Source organism: Pseudomonas sp. AK106, assembly GCF_053903055.1.
The window spans coordinates 4,611,247-4,636,332 of record NZ_CP096426.1; the positions used below are offsets into that span (position 1 = coordinate 4,611,247).

21 protein-coding genes are annotated in these 25,086 nt (G+C 61.0%); 9 read left to right on the forward strand and 12 right to left on the reverse strand.

Annotated elements, in window-relative coordinates; all coding sequences use genetic code 11:
- The first annotated feature begins 36 nt into the window (after nt 1-36).
- A complete protein-coding gene (locus tag M1E04_RS20350) occupies nt 37-954 on the forward strand; it encodes a hypothetical protein (RefSeq protein WP_296310091.1) in 918 nt (305 codons plus the stop codon).
- Nucleotides 955-1,015: 61 nt separating this feature from the next.
- Here M1E04_RS20350 and M1E04_RS20355 read toward each other — a convergent pair whose 3' ends face one another.
- Genes M1E04_RS20355 through M1E04_RS20370 form a run of 4 tightly spaced genes read right to left on the reverse strand, consistent with a single transcriptional unit; the run spans nt 1,016 to nt 4,557 of the window.
- Nucleotides 1,016-2,185: an osmoprotectant ABC transporter ATP-binding protein OsmV gene (locus M1E04_RS20355; protein WP_065990273.1), complete on the reverse strand. Its 1,170-nt coding sequence runs from the start codon at nt 2,183-2,185 to the stop codon at nt 1,016-1,018.
- Between the two features lie 11 nt (nt 2,186-2,196).
- Nucleotides 2,197-2,850: an ABC transporter permease gene (locus tag M1E04_RS20360; protein ID WP_065990219.1), complete on the reverse strand. Its 654-nt coding sequence runs from the start codon at nt 2,848-2,850 to the stop codon at nt 2,197-2,199.
- Nucleotides 2,847-3,815, reverse strand: a complete 969-nt coding sequence (locus M1E04_RS20365; RefSeq protein ID WP_456291936.1) for a glycine betaine ABC transporter substrate-binding protein — start codon at nt 3,813-3,815, stop codon at nt 2,847-2,849. The genes M1E04_RS20360 and M1E04_RS20365 overlap by 4 nt, the downstream gene beginning before the upstream one ends.
- 28 nt (nt 3,816-3,843) lie before the next feature.
- Nucleotides 3,844-4,557, reverse strand: a complete 714-nt coding sequence (locus tag M1E04_RS20370; RefSeq protein ID WP_065990221.1) for an ABC transporter permease — start codon at nt 4,555-4,557, stop codon at nt 3,844-3,846.
- A 334-nt stretch (nt 4,558-4,891) separates the two neighbouring features.
- Here M1E04_RS20370 and M1E04_RS20375 point away from each other — a divergent pair, with 334 nt between their 5' ends.
- On the forward strand, nt 4,892-6,475 hold the full coding sequence (locus tag M1E04_RS20375) for a peptide chain release factor 3 (RefSeq protein WP_065990225.1): 1,584 nt from the start codon (nt 4,892-4,894) through the stop codon (nt 6,473-6,475).
- Nucleotides 6,476-6,618: 143 nt separating this feature from the next.
- On the opposite strand, the gene ggt is transcribed toward M1E04_RS20375, so the two are convergent.
- A complete protein-coding gene (gene ggt / locus M1E04_RS20380; protein ID WP_456291937.1) occupies nt 6,619-8,286 on the reverse strand; it encodes a gamma-glutamyltransferase in 1,668 nt (555 codons plus the stop codon).
- 122 nt (nt 8,287-8,408) lie between these two features.
- Nucleotides 8,409-9,308 (reverse strand): DMT family transporter, encoded by a 900-nt coding sequence (locus M1E04_RS20385; RefSeq protein WP_244656971.1) that lies wholly within the window; start codon nt 9,306-9,308, stop codon nt 8,409-8,411.
- Between the two features lie 181 nt (nt 9,309-9,489).
- Here M1E04_RS20385 and M1E04_RS20390 point away from each other — a divergent pair, with 181 nt between their 5' ends.
- Complete coding sequence (locus M1E04_RS20390) at nt 9,490-10,368, forward strand: LysR family transcriptional regulator (protein ID WP_369318823.1); 879 nt, start codon at nt 9,490-9,492, stop codon at nt 10,366-10,368.
- Nucleotides 10,369-10,528: 160 nt separating this feature from the next.
- Here M1E04_RS20390 and M1E04_RS20395 read toward each other — a convergent pair whose 3' ends face one another.
- From M1E04_RS20395 to M1E04_RS20405, 3 genes are all read right to left on the reverse strand, one after another.
- Nucleotides 10,529-11,425, reverse strand: coding sequence for a LysR substrate-binding domain-containing protein (locus tag M1E04_RS20395; RefSeq protein WP_456291938.1), 897 nt, complete (start codon nt 11,423-11,425; stop codon nt 10,529-10,531).
- A 53-nt stretch (nt 11,426-11,478) separates the two neighbouring features.
- Nucleotides 11,479-12,063: an NAD(P)H-dependent oxidoreductase gene (locus M1E04_RS20400; protein WP_369318821.1), complete on the reverse strand. Its 585-nt coding sequence runs from the start codon at nt 12,061-12,063 to the stop codon at nt 11,479-11,481.
- A gap of 213 nt (nt 12,064-12,276) precedes the next feature.
- Entirely contained in the window at nt 12,277-13,041 is a 765-nt protein-coding gene (locus tag M1E04_RS20405) for a sulfite exporter TauE/SafE family protein (RefSeq protein ID WP_065990235.1), read from the reverse strand.
- A gap of 258 nt (nt 13,042-13,299) precedes the next feature.
- Here M1E04_RS20405 and argH point away from each other — a divergent pair, with 258 nt between their 5' ends.
- The gene (gene argH / locus M1E04_RS20410; RefSeq protein WP_296313996.1) at nt 13,300-14,727 is read left to right on the forward strand and encodes an argininosuccinate lyase; all 1,428 of its coding nucleotides are present in this window, start codon (nt 13,300-13,302) and stop codon (nt 14,725-14,727) included.
- 325 nt (nt 14,728-15,052) lie between these two features.
- Here argH and mmsB read toward each other — a convergent pair whose 3' ends face one another.
- From mmsB to M1E04_RS20425, 3 genes are all read right to left on the reverse strand, one after another.
- The gene (gene mmsB / locus M1E04_RS20415; RefSeq protein ID WP_456291939.1) at nt 15,053-15,943 is read right to left on the reverse strand and encodes a 3-hydroxyisobutyrate dehydrogenase; all 891 of its coding nucleotides are present in this window, start codon (nt 15,941-15,943) and stop codon (nt 15,053-15,055) included.
- A gap of 150 nt (nt 15,944-16,093) precedes the next feature.
- Nucleotides 16,094-17,620, reverse strand: coding sequence for a CoA-acylating methylmalonate-semialdehyde dehydrogenase (locus M1E04_RS20420; protein ID WP_192132467.1), 1,527 nt, complete (start codon nt 17,618-17,620; stop codon nt 16,094-16,096).
- A 57-nt stretch (nt 17,621-17,677) separates the two neighbouring features.
- Complete coding sequence (locus M1E04_RS20425; RefSeq protein ID WP_192132469.1) at nt 17,678-19,006, reverse strand: MFS transporter; 1,329 nt, start codon at nt 19,004-19,006, stop codon at nt 17,678-17,680.
- Nucleotides 19,007-19,192: 186 nt separating this feature from the next.
- Here M1E04_RS20425 and M1E04_RS20430 point away from each other — a divergent pair, with 186 nt between their 5' ends.
- From M1E04_RS20430 to M1E04_RS20450, 5 genes are all read left to right on the forward strand, one after another.
- Nucleotides 19,193-20,140 carry a LysR family transcriptional regulator gene (locus M1E04_RS20430; protein WP_456291940.1) on the forward strand — a complete coding sequence of 316 codons (948 nt, stop codon included), beginning with the start codon at nt 19,193-19,195 and terminating at the stop codon, nt 20,138-20,140.
- Between the two features lie 408 nt (nt 20,141-20,548).
- Complete coding sequence (locus tag M1E04_RS20435) at nt 20,549-21,400, forward strand: sugar phosphate isomerase/epimerase family protein (protein WP_456291941.1); 852 nt, start codon at nt 20,549-20,551, stop codon at nt 21,398-21,400.
- A gap of 13 nt (nt 21,401-21,413) precedes the next feature.
- Nucleotides 21,414-22,478: an isopenicillin N synthase family dioxygenase gene (locus tag M1E04_RS20440; RefSeq protein WP_456291942.1), complete on the forward strand. Its 1,065-nt coding sequence runs from the start codon at nt 21,414-21,416 to the stop codon at nt 22,476-22,478.
- Between the two features lie 74 nt (nt 22,479-22,552).
- Nucleotides 22,553-23,371, forward strand: a complete 819-nt coding sequence (locus M1E04_RS20445; RefSeq protein ID WP_456291943.1) for an ABC transporter substrate-binding protein — start codon at nt 22,553-22,555, stop codon at nt 23,369-23,371.
- Between the two features lie 164 nt (nt 23,372-23,535).
- A complete protein-coding gene (locus M1E04_RS20450; protein ID WP_456291944.1) occupies nt 23,536-25,086 on the forward strand; it encodes an amino acid ABC transporter permease/ATP-binding protein in 1,551 nt (516 codons plus the stop codon).

Consider the following 25,086-nt stretch of genomic DNA (forward strand, 5'->3'; position numbering starts at 1 on the left):
AACCGAACCTCACATTTACGGCACATTGACTCGCTTATGACCCAACCCAAACCACTAGGCCTTACCACGCTAATCCTATTTGTATTCAGCAATGCCATGATGATGAACTACATCACTTACAAGCAAAACGTGGACCTGGAACCCGTCGTCCTTGCCAGCGTCGCATCGCTGGCATCTATCATCATAGCGTTACCCCTGCTCCTGTTTACCCGCTCTCCGCCACTCACTGCTGTATCTTCAAAAAGACTGATCAAGCCTTACCTCTGGATCACCCTGTTTACGTTTACCTGCTGGACCAGCGGCTATACCGCCTTGTTAAATCTAAACCCAGCCGCGTTTGCCGCCATCGCCCTAGCCGTCAGCGCGCTCATCATGGCGTTGACGGACGTACAAAAGCTGGGGAGGCTGGGCATAGTCGGCTCTATGCTTGCATTGGGCACAGTTTGGGTGCTGTCAACTTCATATAGCTCAGTCATACAAGGCGCAGGCCTACATGATGATTACGAGCTGGAAATAGGCGCGACTTTTTCAATAGCGTGCGGTATTTCGCTTTACTTCATCGCACTCCTAAGTAAGCGACTCAACGATCTCGGCCAATCTTTTCACAAGATACAGGTCCGTCGATCACTGTTCGCGTTTCTAGTGTGCACAACGATCGGATTGCTGGATGGCGCCCTCGCGACCATCGTTTCTGAGGCGCCTCAGTTGGCGGCGCTGACAGTGCTCTTCCTGATCTTGATGCAATCAGCACTTGTGCTGTCTATAAGAACAATCAGCCGGCCTATCCTGACGGTGGGTTTTGCTGGAACCGCCCTTTACACACTGATCGCACAGCTAGCGTTTTTCCAACAGTCCGTTGACTCTCTCATGGTCATCACGATTTTAGGGAACGCCCTGGGCGTGGTCCTCATGTCGTTCGTGCAGACCAAGAGCAACCTGACATGTCAGCGGTGACGAGTCAGCGGCACCACCGTCAAAAAAGGCCCGGGCACCAAAAGCACCCAGGCCATTCACCTCAACTCAACGCAGCCTGCTCCGCCAACTCGGCCGGCGAAACGATGCTGGTCTTCATCCCGCGGGACTGGCCGGAACTCAGGTAAGCCGCGATGGATTCCTGCGTCACTTCACCCAGGAACACGTTTTCGGCATCCAGCACCGGCAGCCACGAGCGATTGAACTCGTACATGCGCGACAGCAGGATGCGCAGGTGTTCGTCGTAGGCAGCGGTGGCGTTGAACGGGCGCAGGTATTGCTCGCACGTGCCGGCCTGGCGGTGCAGGTCGCGGCGGCGGACGTAACCCATGGCCTTGTTTTCGGCATCGGTGACGACCACGTAGCGGCGGTCGTTTTCGTCCATGATTTCCAGCGCATCGGCGACCGGGGTTTCCGGGCTCACGGACGGCGCGTTGTCCGCCGCGTCCTCGGCTTTGACCAGCAGCAGGCGCTTGAGCGTGCTGTCCTGGCCGACGAAGTTGCTGACGAAATCATCCGCCGGGTGCGCCAGCAGCGTGTCCGGATGGTCGATCTGCAGCAGCTTGCCGGCGCGGAAGATAGCGATCTTGTCGCCCAGCTTGATGGCTTCGTCGATGTCGTGGCTGACCATGATCACGGTCTTGTTCAGCGCGCGCTGCATCTCGAAAAACTCGTTCTGGATCATCTCGCGGTTGATCGGGTCGACCGCACCGAACGGCTCGTCCATCAGCAGCAGGGGCGCGTCTGCAGCCAGCGCACGAATCACGCCGATCCGCTGTTGCTGACCACCCGACAACTCGCGGGGGTAGCGATGCAGGTACTGCTTGGGTTCCAGCTTGATCATGCTCATCAGTTCGCGGGCGCGGTCGTGGCATTTCTGCTTGTCCCAACCCAGGAGCTTGGGCACGACCACGATGTTTTCTTCGATGGTCATGTTGGGGAACAGGCCGATCTGCTGAATCACGTAGCCGATGTTGCGGCGCAGGGTGACTTCGTCCAGACCGGTGGTGTCCTCGCCATTGATCAGCACCTTGCCGGAGGTCGGCATGATCAGCCGGTTGATCATTTTCAGCGTCGTACTTTTGCCGCAACCCGACGGGCCCAGGAACACGCAGATCTCGCCTTCATTGACGGTCAGGCTCACTGAATCGACGGCCTTCACTTCCTTGCCGTTGCTCTGGAAAGTCTTGGTGAGGTTCTGCAGTTCAATCATTTGTTTGGCGATCATTTCAGGAGTCCTTTTGGAGTCAGCGAGCGTTGCAGCCATTGCAGAAGCAGGTCGGCGAAGATGGCCAGAATGCTGACCAGTACGGCGCCGACGATCAGCATCGACATATCGCTGCGGCTGATAGAAGCAAGAATAAGTACACCCAAGCCGCCGGCGCCAATGGTGGCGGCGATGGTCATGACGCCGATGTTCATGACCACGGCAGTGCGTACGCCAGCGAGAATCACCGGCACGGCGATCGGCAGTTCAACCATGCGCAGGCGCTGGCCGAAAGTCATGCCGATGCCCTTGGCGGCTTCACGAATGCCGGGCTCGACGCCGGTCAGCGCCAGGTAGGTGTTGCGCATGATCGGAAGCAGCGAGTAGAGAAACACGGCGGTGATCGCCGGCATCGGGCCAAGGCCCTGACCGAACTTCGAATAGAACGGCAAGAGCAAGCCGAACAGGGCAATCGACGGGATGGTCAGCAGCACGGTGGCGCTGGCCTGCAACGGCCCGGCGAGGGTCGGGAAGCGCGTCATCAACACGCCCAGCGGCACACCGACGACGATCGCCAGCGTCACCGCGATGCCGACGAGGGTGATGTGTTGCAGGGTCAGGTGCATGACCTGATTCCAGTCCAGATGGGAGAAAGCGCTGAGGAAACTCATGGTTTCTCCTCCTGTTTTGCCGCCGGCGCCGGAGGGACAGGCACGCTGTCGGCGGAAGGATTGATCGGATGCTCGCGCAGGAATTCAGCCGCCACCACGGTAGGACTTTCATGGTCGACGTCGATGCGCGCGTTCAGCGTGCGCATGGTCTGGTTATCCAGCAGCGCGGCCAGCGGCTTGAGCAAGTCGGCCAGCTGCGGGTGCTTGTCCAGGTACTCTTTGCGGATGACCGGCGCCGCGGTGTAGTCCGGGAAGTAGTGCTTGTCGTCCGCCAGCACCTTGAGCTTGAACGCGTTCAAACGGCCGTCGGTGGTGTAGACGAGGCCCGCAAAAACCTGCCCGTTGCGCAGCGCGGTGTAGACCAGGCCGGCGTCCATCTGACGGGTGTTTTCACGGCCCAGGTTCATGCCGTAATGCTTGACCATGCCCACCAGACCGTCGGAACGGTTGGCGAACTCGGTGTCCAGCGCAACGATGTGGCCTTTATCGGCCTCAGCCTTGAGCACCGTGGTCAGGTCGGACATGTTGTTGACCTGCGGATACTGCTGCGCAATTTTGTCCGGCAGCGCCAGCGCGTAGGTGTTGTTGAACTTGGAGGGGGACAGCCAGACCAGCCCCTTCTTGGCGTCCAGCTCCTTGACGCGCTGATAGGTCTGCCCGCTGTCGAGCTTCTCATCAACATGGTTGTAGGCAACCAGCGACACGCCGGTGTATTCCCACAGCAGATCCAGCTGGCCGCTTTCCTGGGCACTGCGCGCCAGGTTACTGCCAAGGCCGCCGGTGATCTGCACCTGATAGCCCTTGTCGCGCAGGTACTGCGCGGTCAGTTCGGCCAGCATGGTCTGCTCGGTGAACACCCGCGCGCCGATGCGCAGCACGGGTATTTCGGCCGGTGCATCCGCGGCCTGGACGAAACCGGACAGCAACATCCCGACGCCCATGATTAATGTGCATAACTTCTTCATACCAATTCCTTTCTCAGCGGGGCTCGACTTATCGAGCCAGGCCGCGTTCCAGCCAGAGACGGCTTGCCAGGGTCACGGCGCCATCGAGCAACAATGCGAGCAACGCGGTACACGCGGCGCCCAGCACCAGTTGTGGCTGATTGTTCAGGGCGATGCCGGGGAAAATGAGGCTGCCCAGGCTGTTCGCGCCAATGAGGAACGCCAGTGGCGCCGTCCCGACGTTGATCGCCAGGGCCACGCGCACACCGCCGATGATGATCGGCACGGCATTGGGCAACTCGACACGCCACAGCACCTGGCGCGGTGTCATGCCGATGCCGCGGGCGGCTTCTTTGAGAGAACCCTGAACGTTTTTCAGGCCTTCGTAGGTGTTGCGCACGATGGGCAACAACGAAGCGAGGAACAAAGCGAAGATCGCCGGACCGCTGCCGATGCCCAGAATACCCAGAGCGATGGCCAGTACGGCGAGAGGAGGAACGGTGTTACCGATGTTGAAGATCTGCATGAAGCGTTCGGCGCGGCCAACCATGTTCGGTCGGCTAAGGACAATGCCGGTCGGGATCCCGACCACCAGTGCCGCCAGCATTGACGCCAGCACAAGCACCACGTGGGCTTGCAGATAAAACAGCAGATCATCCTGATATTGCCTGATGGTACTGATGCCGATCCATTGGACCAGCAGGGCCAGGAGTGCGATGACAATCACACCTCCCAACAGCCCCTTGCCATAGCGATTTGCCACGGGCGGACTCCTTATTTCAGTCGGCGAACGTCTGGCGTGAAACTGGCCTCTTCAGGCAGCACGCGAACGTTCGCGAAGAGCAGCGGGTGGGTCGCCGGAAAGGTTGATACCTCGGCGAAAACACAAGCCATGAGCGCAGCTTCGTCAAGCTAACTTGCTGATTTTGCAACCCTTGGCGTGTAGCGATACCAGGGAATGGACGTCTCCTTAACCGCAAAGGTTCCCACGTGCGATGGTATCTGGCCACCCTTTATTGACTGAACGGTTCGGTTATTGCTCCGGTTTGGGCTATAATCGCCGCCCTTTTTTTGAATCACCTCTCGGGCGATTTCCCATGACCAGACAGGCCGCCGAAGTCGCGAAACGCCGCACTTTCGCCATCATTTCCCACCCCGATGCGGGTAAGACCACCATCACCGAAAAGCTGCTGCTGATGGGCAAGGCCATTTCCGTCGCCGGTACGGTGAAGTCGCGTAAATCCGACCGCCACGCCACGTCCGACTGGATGGAAATGGAGAAGCAGCGCGGCATTTCCATCACCACCTCGGTCATGCAGTTCCCGTATCGCGATCACATGATCAACCTGCTCGACACTCCGGGCCACGAAGACTTTTCCGAAGACACCTACCGCACGTTGACCGCTGTCGACTCGGCGCTGATGGTGCTCGATGGCGGTAAAGGGGTTGAGCCCCGCACCATCGCACTGATGGACGTCTGCCGCCTGCGCGATACGCCGATCGTGAGCTTCATCAACAAGCTCGACCGCGACATTCGCGACCCGATCGAGCTGCTCGACGAGATCGAAGCGGTCCTGAAGATCAAGGCCGCGCCCATCACCTGGCCGATCGGTTGCTACCGCGACTTCAAGGGTGTCTATCACCTCGCCGACGACTACATCATCGTGTACACCGCCGGTCACGGTCATGAGCGCACCGAGGTGAAGATCATCGAGAAGCTCGACTCCGACGAAGCGCGCGCTCATCTGGGTGATGAGTACGATCGCTTTGTCGATCAGCTGGAGCTGGTGCAAGGCGCCTGTCATGAGTTCAACCAGCAGGAATTCCTCGACGGCCAACTGACGCCGGTGTTCTTCGGTACCGCGCTCGGCAACTTCGGTGTCGACCACGTACTGGATGCGGTCGTGAACTGGGCGCCGAAGCCGCTCGCCCGCGTCGCCAACGAGCGCACGGTGGAGCCGGTCGAGGAAAAGTTCACCGGCTTCGTGTTCAAGATCCAGGCGAACATGGACCCCAAGCACCGCGACCGCATCGCGTTCATGCGCATCTGCTCGGGCAAGTACGACAAGGGCATGAAAATGCGCCATGTTCGCACTGGCAAAGATGTGCGCATCGGTGACGCGCTGACGTTCTTCTCGAGCGAGCGCGAACAGCTGGAAGAAGCCTACGCCGGCGACATCATCGGCCTGCACAACCACGGCACGATTCAGATCGGCGACACCTTCAGCGAAGGCGAGGCCTTGGGTTTCACCGGCATCCCGCACTTCGCACCGGAGCTGTTCCGCCGCGTACGCCTGAAGGATCCGCTGAAGTCCAAGCAGCTGCGTCAGGGCCTGCAGCAACTGGCCGAGGAAGGCGCCACTCAGGTGTTCTTCCCGCAGCGCAGCAACGACATCATCCTCGGCGCCGTCGGTGTGCTGCAGTTCGATGTGGTCGCCAGCCGCTTGAAGGAAGAATACAAAGTCGAATGCGCCTACGAGCCGATCACCGTGTGGTCAGCCCGCTGGATCGATTGCAGTGACAAGAAGAAGCTCGAGGAATTCGAGAACAAGGCCGTGGAAAACCTGGCCGTGGACGGCGGTGGTCACCTGACCTACCTCGCGCCAACCCGGGTCAACCTGGCCTTGATGGAAGAACGCTGGCCTGACGTGAAATTCCGCGCAACGCGGGAGCATCACTAAGGCTCACTCCTCCAAGTGATCGTTCCCACGCTCTGCGTGGGGATGCCGCTCCTGACGCTCCGCGTCACCTGACTCCGGACGCGGAGCGTCCAGGGATGAATTCCCACGCGCAGCGTGGGAACGATCAGTCAGCCGTCATGCCCTCACTTCACCACCATCCCCACGCCCCGCCCACGGGGATCGGACGCGGTTTCGACTTTCGCGCCGTCAATCTTGATCGCCTGCACATTGCCCATCGACCAGCCCTGGTCCTTCACCGTGTAACCCATGGCCGTCAGCTCGTCGGCCACTGGGGTCGCCAGCGGTGCAAATTTCTCGGTGTAGATCGTGTCCTTCGGCAGCAACTGGTGATGAACCCGCTGCGCCGCAACCGCGTCTTTGAGCGGCATGTGGAAGTCATAGATATTGTTCAGCACCTGAAACACCGTGGTGAAAATCCGTGAGCCACCCGGCGTGCCCAGCACCAGCGTCACTGCGCCGTCGCGGGTGACCAGACTCGGGCTCATCGAGGACAACATGCGCTTGCCGGGCTGGATAGCATTGGCATCCCCGCCCACCACGCCGAACGCATTGGCAACGCCCGGTTTGGAACTGAAATCATCCATCTCGTCGTTCAGCAAAAAGCCCCCGCCCTTTACCACCACGCCGCTGCCGTAATCCCAGTTCAGGGTGTAGGTGTTGCTGACCGCGTTGCCCTTGGCATCGACGATGGAGAAGTGGGTGGTCTGGTGCGACTCAAGCCCGGCCTTCACGTTCTCGGTGGGCGAAATTGCCGTCGGGTTGACCTCGTGGGCGCGCTTGGCCAGATAGGCGTTGTCGGTCAACTGACTCACCGGCGCCACGGAAAAGTCCGGATCGCCCAAATAGTTGGCGCGATCGGCGAACACGCGTTTTTCGATCTCTGCCAGCAGATGGATGTAGCGCGCCGAGTTGAGCGGCACGTCTTTGAAATCATCAGCAAGCAGCTGCTTCATGCCGATCAACTGCGCCAGCGCGATACCGCCGGAACTGGGCAGCGGCGCGGTGTAGAGCGTGTTGCCGTTGAAATTCACATGGAGCGGCTTGCGCCAGATCGCCTTGTAATCGTGCAGGTCCTCTTTGGTGATCAGGCCGTTGTCGTGCTGCATTTGCGCCACCAGCAGGTCAGCCGTCTGGCCCTGGTAAAACTCGTTGGCGCCCTTGTTGGCGATACGTTCCAGGGTCTTGGCCAGCTCCGGCTGACGGAAGGTCTCGCCGGTCTTCATGTCGCCGAAGTAATCCGCAAAATTGGTTTTGCCGTTGAGTTGCTTGATGGCTTCGGCACCATACATGTACTGCTTGTCGGCGACCTTGAAACCGTTTTTGGCGTAACCAATGGCCGGCGTCAGCAACTCGGCCCACGGCAGCTTGCCGAATTTCTGGTGGGCTTCCCACAGCCCCATCACGGTGCCGGGCACCCCCGACGCGCGTGCGCCCACCAGACTCATGCCCGGAATGACTTCGCCCTTGTCGTCCAGGTACATGTTGCGCGTCGCCGCTTTCGGCGCGGCTTCGCGGTAGTCGAGAAAGTACGGTCGGCCGTTCATGAACAGGGTCATAAAGCCACCGCCACCAATGTTGCCCGCTTCGGGGTAGGTGACCGCCAGGGTGAACGCCGTGGCGACCGCGGCATCGACGGCGTTGCCGCCTTTTTTCAGAATCTGCGCGGCGACCTGGGCACCGTATTGATCCGGGGACGCGACGGCGCCGCCTTCCAGCACCACCGCATACACCGGCGAACTCGCGGCGAAGATCACCGACAGGGCAAGGGTTTTGAGGGTCACTGCACGCATGGGGCTTCCTTGATGACGAATGCGACAGCTTGTTACTGATGTGCTGTCTGGAGGCTGAAGAGACTAACGGTCCGGCTGCACATTAATGATGAAACTTGCCACAAACGCAAACGGCCAGGCCCCTAAACCGCAGCACGCTCAGGTTGATCCCGGACGGGAAACACCACTGCCCTCTCCCGCCGCAGATTGAGTGCCAAGACACTCGCCAGCACCACGATCGACCCCACGATCACCCGCTGCGAAGGCAACTCGCCCAACATGAACGAAGCAATGGCGATGGCCATCGGTGGCGTCAGGTACAAACTCATCGACGCGCGGCTGACGTCCATGTGCTTCAAGACATACGCCCAAGCCAGATACGCCAGTGCGCTGGGGAACAGCCCCAACACCCCCACTGCCACATTGACCCGCAGCGGCGCGTTGAGGATTTCGCCGATCAGCCCCGGCAGATAAACCAGCAGGAACACCGTGCCGGCCCAGACCGTGTAACAGACCATGGTCAGGCCGTCGTACCGATGGCTGTGACGCTTCTGCAGCGAGAAATACACGCTCCAGGAAAACGCCGCCAACAGAATCAGCAGCCCGCGCGCATCCATATGGCCGATGCCGCGATCACCGGTGACGACAATCGCGGCGCCCACCAGGCCGAGCGCGACACAGCCCCAACGCCAGGCGCTGACCCGCTCCTTGAACACGAAATGCGCCAGCAGCGCGGTAAACAACGGCGTCGATTGAACCAGCACGCTGGACGCCCCGGCACTCACGCCGGCCTGGCCGAAATTCAGGGCGATGTGGTGTAGGCTGACGGCGAAGAAACCCAGCACCGCGAGCAACGGCAGGTCCTTCAGGCGCGGCAACGCGATACGGTGCGACGAGGCGATTAACAGCATGAACACCGACGCGATCAGAAATCGAAGCAGCGCCAGATGCCCGGGCTCGTAGGCCTGCAAACCGATGCGAATGCCGGTCGGCGAGAACCCCCAGCAGGCGACCACAAAGACAGTGGCAAGGGCAACTTTCATCCCCTGCCAAGGCACAGTGCCTTTAACCACGATATTTGAATCAACAACCGGCTCAGCCACCACGCTCATCTCGATACTCCCACCGACAAGCCCGACGCCTGCCCATGGCTGCGAGTATCGAAACAACCTATGCTCACCACAACCGAACAATAATGACGCAACCCCTCACTGTTGGTGATGAATGGAATTGGCCCAGATCCGCATGTTCAAGACCGTCGTCGACACCGGCAGCATTGCCCGCGCGGCGGAGGTCTTGCATTGCGTCCCGTCGAACATCACCGCGCGCATCAAGGCGCTTGAGGCGGAGCTGGGCACCGAGCTGTTTTACCGTCAGGGCCGTGGATTGCGCATCAGCCCGGCGGGGGAAATTTTCCTCACCTACGCCGGCAAGATGCTCAGCCTGGCCGACGAAGCCAAGCGCGCGGTGCATCCGGATGCGGCGCCGTCGGGGCCGTTGCGCATCGGCGCCATCGAGTCCTCGGCCACGGCGCGGCTGCCGCGACTGCTGGCGCGCTTTCATGCGCGTTATCCGCAAGTGTCGCTGGAACTGACCACCGGTACCGGCGCACAACTGCTGGAAGCGACGCTTAACCAGAAGCTCGATGGCGCCATTGTCGCCATCGACGTAAAACGCCCCCGGCTCAAACGCACGTCGATGTACCGGGAGGATCTGGTGCTGATTGCGGCCGAGTCGCTGGGCCCGATACGCAGCGCGGCGGATCTGCAGGGCAAATCGATTTTCATGTGGCCCGAAGGCTGCCCTTATCGCGCAGCGCTGGAGCGATGGTTGCAGCACGACGGCCAGACTCAGCCCATCGTCAGCATCGCCAACTACGGCACCATCGTCGGTTGCGTCAGCGCCGGGGCTGGCGTGGCGCTGGTGCCCAAGGGTGTTTACGAGCAGTACCGCAAAGGCTCTGGCTGGGTCGGTTATGAATTCCCTGAACTGACCTCCATCGACAACCTGTTTTACTGGCACGAGAACGCCGAACATCACCCGGCGCGGGAGGCATTTGTGGAGATGTTGCGGGCGGAGTTCAGCGGGATTAGTGAGGCGTGATACCTGCCTGTAGGAGCGTGGCTTGTCCCGCGATCTGCTGCGCAGCAGTAGCAAAACCATTCCAATCAAGTCCTCCAGACAGACCGCGTTTGCAGGGTTTGCTGCCGGTTCCCGGCAGATCGCGGGACAAGCCACGCTCCCACAGGGAATGTAAGCAGGTTCACGCGGCGTACACCGCCAGCTTCTCCTGAATGAAATCCAGAAAGCACTGAATCCGTAACGCCAGCTGCGAGTTGCGGTAGTACACCGCGTGGATCGGCTGGCGATAGCCGCTGTTGGCCTGGGGCAGGATGACGTTGAGGCGGCTTTGGCGGATGTCTTCGTGGGTCATGAAGTGAGACAAGCAGACGATGCCCTCTCCCGCCAGCGCCAACTGGCGCAACGTCTCGCCGCTGGAGGCCGACACCGTTGGCTGGATGAACAGCCGATCCCCGTCGGCGTGGCGCAACGGCCAGTGATTGAGGGTTTCGGTCTGGGTGAAGCCGAGCAGTGAATGCCCGCTCAGCGCTGGAACGGTTGTCGGCGTGCCGTGTTTTTCGAGGTATTCAGGACTGGCCAGAATGTTCAGCGGGCTGCTGCCGAGGGGCCGGGCATGCAGGGTCGAATCGGCCAGTACGCCAATGCGGATCGCCACATCGGTGCTCTGCTCCAGCAGATCAATGATCAGATCGTTGCTGTTCAGCTCCAGCTGGATGTCCGGATACATTGTGCGAAACTCGGCGACGTACGGGACGATTGAATGCAGCATGAAGGGCGACGCCGCGTTGATCCGCAACCGGCCGGACGGCGTCTGCTGGCGCACCGACATGCGCTCTTCCAGCTCTTCCATCTGATCCAGAATCTGCCGGGCCCGCTCAAGGAAATACTTGCCCTCCTCGGTCAGGTCCATGCGCCGCGTGGTGCGGTTGATCAACGTCGTGCCCAGCTTGCCTTCGAGTCGAGACAAGGTGCGGCTGATCGCCGAGGGCGTCTGCCCGACCTGCTCGGCGGCGGCTGAAATCGACCCGCTTTCGATCACCGTGACAAACACCTGCAACTCATCCGACCTGGCTTTCACTGTTGTCTCCCGCTCACAAGAGACCGGATATTAGCGCGCTTGCGGGCCCGCGCTCAGATTCCGAACACCGAGGCCAGATGCGCTTCGTACCGCTTCACGTCTGCTTCGACGTTCGGCATTTTCATCACGTCCACGGCCAGAAAGGTTGGCAGGCCGGTCATGCCGAGGAACTGGTTGGCCTTGTGGAACGGGAAGTACACGGCATCCACGCCCTTGGCTTCGAAAAAGTCTGCCGGGTCGTCGAACGCTTGCTGCGGCGCGTTCCAGGTGGCGGAAATCATGTACTGCTTGCCGTGCAGCAAGCCGCCGCTGCCATACCGCCGGGACTCATCGGAGCGAGTGCGACCGTCGTTGGCGTACAGGCTGCCTTGACCTTCGGTGAAGACTTCGTCGATGTACCTTTTAACCGTCCACGGCGCGCCCATCCACCAGCCCGGCATCTGCCAGATGATCACGTCCGCCCAGAGAAACTTCTGCACTTCCTCGGCCACGTTGTAGCCGCCGTCGATGAAGGTCTGCTGCACGTCGAACCCGGCGTGATCGAGAAGCGCCATGGCGGCTTCATGCAGCGTGGTGTTGTAGCGGCCGTCGGAATGGGCGAATTGTTTGCCGCCGTTGAGAAACAGTACTTTTTTCATATCAAGCCTCGTCCGCCGTCAATGCAGTCCGCCGTTCAGCGGTACCGGATTGAGGGTCTTCAATTGGAATGGACGGCAGAATAGCGGTCAGGCGAGCAGCGAATAAGCAGGCAGCGGGCAAAATACCTTTGCGGGGGAATCACGAATGGGCCGGTGATTAATGAATCCTTGTTATCACGCAGGCGGGTGAGAAAGCCGATCAATCCGGCTGGCTTACCCAGCGATCATCAAGTGCGCGCCCAGCAGCGCCATGCCGATGAAGAACATGCGCTTGAACACCAATGCGCTGATGCGTTGACGCAGCCATTGGCCGAACATCATGCCGAGCAACGCGGGAATCAGCGCCAGCAAGGAAGCGCCCATTTCAGCGCTGCCCACCGCGCCGTTCCAGAAAAGACCGACGCCCAGCGCCAGGGTCGAGACAGTGAAGGACAGCCCAAGCGCCTGCACCAGTTCGTTACGATCCAGCCCCAGGCCCTGAATGTAGGGCACCGCCGGAATGACGAAAACGCCAGTGGCCGCGGTGACCAGGCCGGTGATAAACCCGCACAAAGGCCCGAGCCAGCGCTCGGCAGCAGGCGGCACCTTGAGCGTCGGCAGAAACAAGCCGCACAGCGCGTAGACAAACAGCGCGCCGCCCAGCGCCCTCGCCATGCCGTGCCCGTTGCCAAGCCCCAGCGCGTAGGAGCCGAGCATGGTGCCGATGACGATCGTCAGCAGCAGCGGCCACAACCGCGTGCACAGTCCGCGCAGATGCCCGCCGGTCGCCAATTGCCAGAGGTTGGTCAAGGTTGAGGGGATCAGCAGCAGCGCCGCCGCCTGGGTCGGCAGCATCATCACCCCCAGCAGGCCCATCGCAACCGTCGGCAGCCCCATGCCGATGACGCCCTTGACCGTGCCGGCCAGCAGAAACGTCAGCAGCACCAGCACTGACAACGTCCAGCCGAGGTGTTGATAAAGCGATAGGAAACCATCCATGGGCGCATCCTGCGAAAAGGTCGACGAGGGGAAAAATCGGGTGGTGCAATGGGTGCCACTTCAGCACATTCGGGCACCTGCGGTAACAGAAAAATAATCAGCGCCACTCATCTGAAGAGCGGGTTGATGTCAGCTTTCCATTTCTGCCAACCCGACTTGCCATTTGTAACGTTTCATCGGCAGCCGGTTTTTCCTAGGATCCCTTGACGTCGTCGACGCCTGGCTCGCCAGCAATCACGTGTTTGAGGGGGAATGCATATGTCCGATGCAACTGAGCGCCTGTGGGGCGCGCGCTTCAAGTCCGCGCCGGCGGAAGCGATGGCCAACCTGTCACGCTCGCCCGCCGTCTATTTTCGCATGACGCCTTATGACGTGGCAGGCTCCAAGGCCCACGCCCACGAGCTTGAGCGCGCCGGTTTGCTGGACGCCGACGAAACCCGCCGCATCATCGATGCGCTGCAATCGATTGACGAGGATTTTGCCGCCGGCACGATTCAGCCAATTCCCGCCGACGAGGACGTGCACACCTTTATCGAGCGCCTGCTCACCGAACGCCTCGGCGCACTGGGCGGCAAGCTTCGCGCCGGGCGCTCGCGCAACGATCAGACGGCCAATGACATGCGGCTGTTTCTGCGTGACCGGATTCGCGTGCTGACCCTGTCGATTCTTGATCTGCAGCAGGCATTGGTCAGTCAGGCCGAAGCCCATGTCGAGACCATTGCGCCCGGTTTTACTCACCTGCAACAAGCGCAGCCGATTGTCTTTGGTCACCATTTGATGGCCCACGCCCAGGCGATTCATCGTGACATCCAGCGCCTGCAGGATTGGGATCAGCGCTTCAATCTATCGCCCCTCGGTGCCGCTGCCATGGCCGGCTCCGCCATCGCCCGCGACCCTCAACGTTCGGCGGCGGAAATGGGCTACGCCGGCCCGTGTGAAAACTCCATCGACGCCGTCGCCAGCCGTGATCACGTGGCCGAGTTTCTGTTCTGCGCGAGCATGCTGGGGATCAATATTTCGCGCATGGCCGAGGAGTTCTGCATCTGGACGTCTCGGCAGTTTCGCTGGGTCGAGCTGGACGATGCCTACGCCACGGGCAGCTCGATCATGCCGCAGAAGAAGAACCCGGACATCGCCGAGCTGGCCCGGGGTAAATCAGGCCGTTTGATCGGTTCGCTGACCGCGATTCTGTCGGTGCTCAAGGCGCAGCCGCTGTCGTACAACCGCGATTTGAGCGAAGACAAACACGCCATCTTCGACGCTCTGGACACGCTGAATCTGGTGCTGCCTGCCTTTGCCGGCATGGTCCGCACGATGAAGGTGCGCAAGGACGAGTTGCTGCGTCAGGCGCCCCTGGGGTTCACCCTGGCGACGGAAATTGCGGACTGGCTCGCCGTTCGCGGCGTGCCGTTCAAGGAAGCCCACGAGATCACCGGACAACTGGTTCAGCTGTGCGAGGCGCAGGACATCGGGCTGCCAGAGCTGACGCCAAAGATGCTCGCCGACACCGACCCGCGCCTGACGCCAGAGGTGTTGGAGAGCCTGACGCTGGAAGCGGCACTGGCGGCGCGCGGCGGCTGGGGCGGAACGTCCCCGGTGCGAGTGGCCGAGCAGATCGCGCGATTTAAGGCGCATTTGGTGGCCCAGGAGCAGTGGGCCAAGAATTACAACGGCCCGCGGGGTTAATTGTGGTGCGACCGCGTGCGCATTGTAGGACCGGCTTTAGCCGGGAATGCCTCGGACAGGACGCCGTGAAATGAGGCTGTTTATGCTGCTCTCTTCACCGCCGTCTTCCTGTGAACACAGCACCTGTGGGAGTGAGCTTGCTCACGAAGACGGCATTCCAGCCGCTAAATATTCAGCGGATGTTAATGCCTCTTCGCGAGCAAGCTCGCTCCCACAAGGTAGTGCGGCGCATGCAAAACCTTAGTGGAATCGCGAGCCCCAAGGATGTACTCGATTACCTAGTGGGACCGGCTTTAGCCGGGAAGAGGCCGGCGGATGTGCACCCTCAGTTTTCCTTCTTGATATACCCCTCAACCACCGCCGAGAAGTCCTTGCCGCCATCACCGCGCAGACTCATCGCCTGATACAGCTGCTGCGCCAGCGCGCCCATAATCACGGGTTGGCGCGCGGCTTTGGCGGCTTCGGTTGCCAGGCCCAGGTCCTTGAGCATCAGCTCTGCGCCAAACCCTCCGGTGTAACCACGGGACGCCGGGGCGGTTTCGACGACGCCGGGCCACGGGTTGTACATTTCCGAGCTCCAGCAGCGTCCGGTCGAGCTGTTGATGATGGTCGCCAGCACGCCGGTGTCGATGCCCAGGCTATTGCCCAGCGCCATGGCTTCCGCCACGCCGATCATGGAAATGCCCAACAGCATGTTGTTGCAGATCTTCGCGATCTGCCCGGTGCCGACCTCGCCGCAATGGACGATGTTGCGGCCCATCTGCGCCAGGATCGGCTTGAGCACCGTAAAGTGCTCAAGGCTCGCGCCGACCATGAATGTCAGCGTCCCGGCCTGCGCGCCACCGGTCCCGCCGGACACCGGCGCATCGCCGACCACCACGCGTTGTTTCGCCGCTGCCGCCGCCACATCGCGGATGGTCTGTGGATCAATCGTGCTGCAATCCACCGCCGGCACCCCTGCACTGATGCCAGCCAGTACGCCGTCTTCATTCAGGTAAACCGCGCGAACGTGAGCGGCAGCCGGAAGCATGGTGATGACCAGGTCGGCGCCCTGAGCCGCATGTTTGGGCGACTCACTGATGCGGCTCCCCAATTCGGCCAGCTCGGCCAAGACCTGTTGGTTGACGTCGAACAAATGCAGCTGATGCCCGGCACGGATCAGGTTCCGCGCCATCGGCGCACCCATATTGCCCAGGCCGATGAAGGCGATTTTCATGGTTGTTCTCCTTGTTCAGTTCCAGTTCCACCGGCGACGCAGGCCCCGTGTGGGAGCGAGCTTGCTCGCGAAGCGATCGTTCAGAAAGCGCAACGCTGAATGACGCAACGCGATCGCGAGCAAGCAAGGCCCGCTCAAAGCGCGTCGCACTCAACGCAAATTGATCGTCGTATTCACGCCGTCATTCACGCTGTCGTCATCGAACCAGCGGCTGGTGACGGTCTTGGTCTGAGTGTAGAACTGCACCACCTGTTTGCCGTACGGTCCCAGATCACCCAGCTTCGAACCGCGCGAACCGGTGAAGCTGAAGAACGGCACCGGCACCGGAATCGGGATGTTGATGCCGACCTGACCTACGTCGATTTCACTCTGGAATTTGCGCGCTGCCGCACCGCTCTGAGTGAACAGCCCGACGCCATTGCCAAACGGGTTGGCGTTGACCAGGGCGATGGCCTGATCCAGCGTGTCGACCTCCAGCACCACGAGCACCGGCCCGAAGATTTCCTGAGTGTAGATCTGCATCTCCGTCGTCACGCCGGTGAACAGCGTCGGCCCGACGAAATTGCCGTCCTCGTAGCCCGCTACCGTGATGCCGCGCCCGTCCAGTTCGAGGGTGGCCCCCTCCTGAACGCCGCTTTCGATCAGATCAAGAATCCGCTGTTTCGCGCGCTTTGAGATAACCGGCCCGACATCGGTGCCCGGCTCGCTTCCCGCGTTTACCTTGAGCTTCTGCGCCAGCGCCTTCAGATCGGGAATCCACTGCTTCGCCGCGCCGACCATGACCACCGCCGACGTCGCCATGCAGCGCTGACCCGCCGCACCGAAACCGGCGCCGACCAGCGCGTTGAGGGTCTGCTCACGGTTGGCATCCGGCAGCACAACGGCATGGTTCTTCGCGCCCATCATCGACTGCACGCGCTTGCCGTGTTTGCCCGCCAGGTCGTAAACGTGAGTGCCCACCGCCGTCGAACCGACGAAGGACACCGCCTTGATGTCCTCGTGGGTGCAGATCCCGTCGACCACCTCTTTGCCGCCATGCACAACGTTGAGCACGCCCGCTGGCACGCCCGCCTCAACCGCCAGCTCCACCAGCAGCATGGTCGACATCGGGTCCTGCTCGGATGGCTTGAGCACGAAGGTGTTGCCGCAGGCAATGGCCATCGGGAACATCCACAGCGGAATCATCGCCGGGAAGTTGAAGGGCGTGATCCCTGCGCAGACGCCGATGGGCTGACGCAGCGTGTAGGTGTCCACGCCACCGGCGACGTTCTCGGCGAATTCCCCCATCTGCAGTGTGCCGATGGAGCACGCGTGCTCGACCACCTCCAGGCCACGGAAGATATCGCCCTCGGCGTCTGCGATGGTTTTGCCCTGTTCGGCGCTGAGTACGGCGGCGATGCGTTTGGAGTGTTCGCGAATCAGCGCCTGCAACTTGAGCATGATGCGCATGCGGGCGCCAATCGGCGTGTGCCGCCAGGTTGCGAAGGCCTTCTGCGCGGCGGCGACAGCGGCATCGACCTCGGCGGCCGTCGCGAAGGGCACGTGGGCCAGCACTTCCTGGGTGGCAGGGTTGACCACGTCGAGCCACTCGGTGGTTTGCGACTCAACCCATTCGCCGCCGATCAGCAGTTTCACGCGGGCCACGGTGGTGTTGTGTTTGTTCAGTGACACGTTCATTGCCATTGCTCCATTCAAGGCAGCGCGCCGGCCTGGCCGCGCTGAAAAAAGTCGATTTCAGGCAGCGCGATGGCGAGGGGGATCGCGCTTCATCAGCGCGGTACAGACCAAAGCCACCAGCGCCATGCCGATCAGGTAGGCGATCACGTAGCGCGGACTGCCGCCGCCCATGGCCAGTAATTGCGTGGCGATCATCGGCGCGAATCCGCCGCCCAGAACGCCCGCCAACTGCACCGAGACGGAGATGCCGCTGTAGCGAATTTCCGCCGGAAATTGACGGGCAAACAGCAGAGATTCCGGCGCGTAGAGGATCGGGAAGACCACGCCCACCGCCAACACCATCGCCCACCACACCATCTGCGGTTCGCGGGTGCCGAGCATGGCGAAGAACGGATAGACGAAGGCGCAGAGCAGCAGAAGCCCGGCGAAATACAGACGTTTCTGACCGACCTTGTCGGACAGGTGCCCACACAGCGGCATCGTGACCAGAGAAAGTGCAGCGCCAGCCGTGATCGCGCTCAGCACGTCAGCGCGGGGGATGAGCAACTGGTTGGCGGCGTACGCCAACGCGAAGGTCACCGACATGTAAAACCAGGCATTCTCGGCGGTGCGTGCGCCGATGATGGTCAGGGTTTCTTTCGGGTGCTCGCGGAACACTTTGAACAGCGGCACCTTGACGGCGATGTTGTCTTTTTTGAGCTTCTCGAAATCGGGCGACTCCGGCACTTTCAAGCGAATCAACCAGCCCACGCCCAGCAGCACGACGCTGGCGAGAAACGGAATCCGCCAGCCCCAACTGAGCATGTCGGCCTCCGGCAGTTTGGCGACCATGCCCATCGCCAGCGACGCCAGCACCAGCCCTGCGCCAACGCCGGTTTGCGGCAGGCTGCCGTAGAAACCTTTGCGGCCCTCGGGCGCATGTTCGACGGCCATCAGCACCGCCCCGCCCCACTCGCCGCCGACGGCCATGCCCTGCAAGAAACGCATCGCGACGAGCAGCACTGCGGCCCAATAGCCGATCTGTTCGTAGGTCGGAATCAGGCCGATGATGATGGTCGGAATGCCCATCAGCATCAGGGTGAACAGGAGCATGGACTTGCGCCCGATCTTGTCGCCGAAATGACCGAACACAATGCCGCCCAGCGGCCGGCCGAGAAAGCCCACGGCGTAGGTGGCGAACGCCGCCAGCACACCGATGATCGGGTCCAGTGCAGGAAAGAAGATCTTGTTGAAGATCAGTGCGGCAGCTGTGCCGTAGAGGAAAAAGTCGTACCACTCGATGGTCGTGCCAGCCATGCTCGCCGCGCCGGCAAGCCGGTAGGATCGGGCGTTTTTCACGGGACTGGCATCGAGTGCGCCAGCGTCCGCCGTAATAGCGTTCTTCATAAACTCCTCCGCTTATTTATTGTTGTGCAGGGTGTTATGGCGTTTGGGGGTAGAGCGATTTGCCGGGGCGTTTCCTCGTTGGATTCAGGCACTGCATCAGGCATTAAGGGCTGGTTGGATCCGGCCGCGCTTCGGAGTATAGATGTGCAAACTTCTAATAAGAACGCACATAAAAGCAGGTCCAACATGCAAAAAAACATCACGTCCTTGAGCGCCCTTAATTGGGATGACCTGAAGTTTTTCCTCGAAGTGGCGCGCACGCGCAAGGCCAGTTCCGCGGCCAAACGCCTCGCGGTGGACTACACAACGGTGTCGAGACGGATCAGCTCGCTGGAAACGTCACTGGGCACGCTGCTGTTCGAGAAATCCCGCAACACCGGCTTCATCCTCACTGCAGAAGGCCAACGCTTGCTTGGCGCTGCGGAGTCCATTGAAAGCACGCTGCACATCGCCTGCGAGCAGGTGTCCGGCTCCGGCGTCGCATTGTCGGGGCATGTGCGCATGGGCTGCACCGAAGGCTTCGGCAGCTTCTTCATCACCCCGCAACTCAGTCACTTCACCGACACGTACCCGGCCATTTCAGTGGATATCCTGCCGCTGCCGCACTTCATCAGCCTGTCCAAGCGCGAGGCAGACATCGTTATCGCGCTGGAGCGTCCGGAGCACGGGCCTTACGTGTGCTGCAAGCTGTGCGACTACAGCCTGAGGCTCTACGCCACCCAGGATTATCTCGACAACCACGCGCCGATCCTCAAGACCGAAGACCTCGCTGACCATCCGTTCATCAGCTACGTCGACGACCTGGCGTTCAGCTCGGAATTGCTCTACCTCAGCAACCTCCTCCCCGGCGCCCACGCCACTCTGCGCAGCACCAGCGTCATCGCCCAGTATGTCGCCGCGCTGCAAGGACGAGCGCTGGCGATTCTGCCGTGCTTTCTGGCGGCACAGGATGCTCGGCTATTACCGGTGCTGGAAGGCGAGGTGGATATCACGAGGCAGTTCTGGATGTACTGCCGGGAGGATTTGAGGAAGCTGAAGCGGATTACGTTGTTGTGGGACTACATCCGCGAGGCCACCGAGCGCAATCAGGCGTTTCTGTTGGGCAAGACCGGGCGGATGGCGTTTGTGGATTAATGAGAAGTCGGCTTTAGACAGAGTGTCTCGGCGCCACGCGATCCTGTGGGAGTGAGCTTGCTCACGAAAGCGGCATTTCAGCCGCTGAAGATGCATTGGATGGCCGTCCCTCTTCGTGAGCAAGCTCACTCCCACCAGATCGTGGAATGGCTGGAAACTCCATCTAAAAAGCCATTCCCCGCCATAGTTCAGAAATCTCTGAACTATGCATTTAAGCTTTCCTATTCTTCCCGTTCATCGGCCGAATCTAAGATCGGCCCCAATAAAGGAGCCCGTCCAGTAGAGACACGGCCCGAAGATTGCCTTTTCTGATGTCACTGCCACTGTACCCCGTCTCGGCCTGCGCCGTGGCGGAGCCCTGTCTGGGGTCACACGTCAGCCGCACGACGCAATCTTTGAGGACGCTCGATGAAACTGGAAATCTTCCGCACGCTCTGGGGCTACCGCTCCAGCAAGGCCCAGGCGCTGGACGAGCTGCTGGAAGCAGGGTTCGACGGCATGGAAGCACGCCTGCCGCTGACGCCGGTTGAACGCGCGGAATTCGGCGCCTTCCTGCGCGGCAATCACGTGCCTTACATCGCCACGGTGTTCACCGCCTACGACGTCCTCCCGGAACAATCAGCGACCACCGCAGAACACCTCACTGACCTAGAGCAGAAGCTCGCCTGGTCAACCGAACTGGCGCCACGCTTCGTCAACGTACTGGCCGGCAATGACCGTTGGCAATTGCCGCAACAGGTGGACTTCTTCGGTCAGGCGCTGGAGCTGGCGTGCAAGCATGGGCAGACGGTCACTTTCGAAACCCACCGTGCCCGCTCGCTGTTCAACCCGTGGGTCACCCTTGAGCTGATCCGCCAACTGCCCGATCTGCGCTTCACCAGCGACATCAGCCACTGGATCGTCACCTGCGAGCGTTTGCTCGACGACCCGGAAGACGACCTCAGCGCGTTCGTCGAGCGTGTCCATCATATTCAGGCCCGGGTCGGCTACGACCAGGGCCCGCAAGTCCCCCATCCCGCTGCCCCCGAGTACGCCCGCGAGCTGGCTTTCCATCAGCAGCACTGGGAAGCCGTGTGGAAATCCCAGCATTCGCGGGGTTGTCAGGTCAGCACGATGACGCCTGAATTTGGTGCCGACGGCTATCTGCATCACCTGCCCTTCACCAATGTACCGGTGGCCGATCTCTGGTCGCTGAACGTGTGGATGGGCCAGACCGAACGCGAACATTTCCAGCGCTTCACCCACACAACAAGCCGATAAGGAGCGTCTCGTTATGCCAGATCCGTCGCACGCGGCAGCCCCGAAGGTCGCCAATTTCAGCAGCATCCCGGTGGTCGATATCGCCGGGCTCTTCAGCCCCGACATCGCCCTGCGTCAGGCCGTCGCCGACCAACTGGGCAAGGCGGCGCGGGAAGTGGGCTTTCTGTACGTGAAAAATCACGATATTGCGCCGTCGCTGATCGACGGTCTGCGTCAGGCGGCCAAGGACCTGTTCGCCCAATCCCTCGACTACAAAATGCAGCACTACATCGGCACTTCACGCAGCCACAAAGGCTTCGTGCCCGAGGGCGAAGAGGTGTACGCCAAGGGCAAGCCGGACCACAAGGAAGCCTTCGATATCGGTTTTGAAGTGGGCGACGAGGACCCGCTGGTGATCGCTAAAACCCCGCTGATCGGCGCTAACGAATGGCCGGACCTGCCCGGTTTTCGCTCTGCGGTGCAGGCGTACTACGCGGCAGTATTTGCCCTGGGCCGCCGCCTGTTCGACGGCTTTGCGCTGGCGCTGGGCCTGGAGGAAGGCTACTTCGAGGCGATGGTCACCCGTCCGCCCTCCAAGCTGCGTTTGATTCATTACCCGTTCGACGGCGCCGCCCAGGACGCGCCCGGAATTGGTGCGCACACCGATTACGAGTGCTTCACCATGCTGCTGGCCGACAAGCCCGGTCTTGAAGTGATGAACGACCTGGGTCAATGGATCGACGCGCCCCCGGTGGATGGCGCGTTCGTGGTCAACATCGGCGACATGCTGGAGGTCATGACCGCTGGTACGTTCGTTGCTACGGCCCATCGGGTACGCACGGTCAGCGAGGAGCGCTACTCGTTTCCGCTGTTCTTCGCCTGCGACTTCCACACCCAGATCAAGCCTCTTCCGCAGTTCGACAAGGGCACGGCCGACTACGAAGAGATCACCATCGGCGAGCACATGTTCGGTCAGGCGCTGCAGACCTACCAGTACCTGCGGCGCAAGGTCGAAAACGGCGAAATCAAGTTGTACGAAAAGGCACGCAGGCCGTCGAGCTTCGGCCACCTGAAGAATCAGACACAGGACGCATCGTGATGCGGTACGTCCCTCTGCCCCGCCCGACTAATCAGCACACCCAGCCCTACCTTCCTGACGTGGAGTCACCGACGATGCGCAACACTCTGAACACTGCTGTCCGCTTGACCGTGCTTGCCTCTGCCGTGCTCGGCGCATCCCTGTTTGCTGCATCCGCCGCGCAGGCTGCCACCACGGTGACGCCCGGGCAGTTCAAGGTCGGCATGGAGATCACCTACCCGCCCTTCGAATCCTACGACGAGAAGAAGAACGTCGTTGGTGCCGACCCGGACCTGTCACGCCTGCTCGCCAAGCACATGGACCTCAAGGCCGAGTTTGTCGACACCAAATTCTCCAGCCTGATCCTCAGCCTCAATGCCGGGCACTACGACGCGATCATTTCGGGCATGTACATCACGCCGGAGCGCCAGACCCAGGCCCAGACCATTCCCTACGCCGTAACGGGCGCAGCGATCATGGTGCTCAAGGACAGTCCGCTCAAACCCAAGGTGCCGGAAGACTTGTGCGGGCTGAAAATCGGCCTGGAAAAAGGCACCACGTGGGTCACCCAGTTCAACAAGCTTTCCGCCGAATACTGCGTGCCGAAGGGCAAAGGCCCGGTGGCCGTCAGCGAATTCCCGTCGGCACCGGAAGTGACCCAGGCGCTGCTGTCGGGCAACGTTCAGGCGCAAGTGGAAATCGACGGCGCCGCCGGCATGATCGCCGAACGCACCAAGGGCCGCGTGGTGGTCAGCACCGAGCATTCCATCTACCAGCAAACGCTTGGCATCTACGTGAAGAAAGGCAATGACGAGCTTTATCAGGCGTTGCTCAAGGCTTTCGACGAGACCAAAAAATCCGGCGAATACGCTGCGCTGTTGAAGAAATACAACCTGGAAGAGCCTGCCAACTGACGGCTTGATGCTTCATCCCGTGTAGGCGTGAGCGTGCTCGCGATTGGCCGTGACAGACGATGAAGGTGGGTCGGCTGTGCCGAAGTCATCGCGAGCAAGCTCACTCCTACAGGGATCGTGTCTGATAAGAGAATCCCGCCGGGCCCCGCCCTGCTGAGGTGTGTATGCAATTCGAATGGTCCTACTTTTTTTCTCTGTTCTCGGTCGCTGACTTCTGGGAGTCCTGCATCACCGTGATCGAGCTCAGCGCGCTGGGCTGGTTCATCGGTATGCTGCTGGGTTTCCTGCTGGCCTCGGCCAAGCTGTCGACCGCGCGCTGGATCAGCGTGCCGGCGTCGATTTATATCTGGTTCTTCCGCAGTGTCCCGCTGCTGGTGCTGGTGGTGTTTACCTACAACCTGCCGCAGATGTTTCCGGTCACCCGCGACGTGCTGTCCAACCCCTTCTATTCGGGCCTCCTTGCGTTGGTGGTCACGGAAGCGGCTTACATGGCGGAGATTCACCGGGGCGGCCTGATCTCTGTTGCGAAGGGCCAGAAAGAAGCCGGCCGCGCCCTGGGTGTCGGTCTGATCGGCATGCAGCGGCTTATCGTCATCCCCCAGGCGTTCCGTATCTCCCTGCCGACGCTGGTGAATGAATACATCACCGTGGTGAAACTGACCTCGCTGGTGTCAGTGATTTCCCTCACCGAACTGCTCACCGTGGGCCAACGCCTGTACGCGCAAAACTTTTTGGTCATGGAAACGCTGTCCGCCGTCGCGGTGTATTACGTGATGATTGTGACGGTGTTCGGCTGGCTGTTTCACTGGCTGGAGCATCACCTTGAGCTGAGCAATCGCAAGCCGCAGACCCTCGATGACACCGCCCTGACTCACCTGCGCGCCAGCCTGGTCACGCAGCCCGCAGTGACGCGTCAGCCGCTAACCGGTCCGGGCTCGGCGCCGGCGCTGCAACTGGTCAACATCCACAAAAGCTATGGGCAGCACGAGGTGCTTAAGGGCATCAATCTGGAGGTGGACGCCGGTCAGGTCATTTCCATCATCGGCCCGTCAGGCTCGGGCAAGACCTCGCTGATTCGTACGGTCAACAGTCTCGAAACCATCGACAAGGGCGAGATCATACTGTTTGGCGAGGGCTACATTCACGCCGGCGACAACCCCAACGCGCCGCAGATTCGCCGGGGCGTACAGCGCATTGGCATGGTGTTTCAGAACTTCAACCTGTTCCCCCACCGCACCATTCTCGACAACGTCACCCTCGCGCCGCGTTATCACGGCCGCGACCGCGACGTCAGCGAGCAACGCGCCTACGTCCTGCTCGACAAGGTCGGACTGCTGGCCCATGCGCACAAATACCCGCACCAGTTATCTGGCGGTCAGCAACAGCGCGTGGCGATTGCCCGGGCCCTGGCCATGGACCCGCAGATCATGCTGTTCGACGAACCGACGTCTGCGCTGGACCCGGAGCTGGTGGGCGACGTGCTCAAGGTCATCGCCGACCTGGCAAAGGAAGGCATGACCATGCTCATCGTGACTCACGAAATGGACTTCGCCCTGTCGATTTCCGACCGGGTGATCTTCATGGAAAACGGCATCGTGCAGGTCGACGCAGCACCGCAAACGATTCTTGCCAACCAGTGCGGCGCGCGCGTGCGCACGTTCATGGGGCTGGATCACGCCGTTACGCAATCAGCGCCTGCGCTCAAAGAGGCGTGA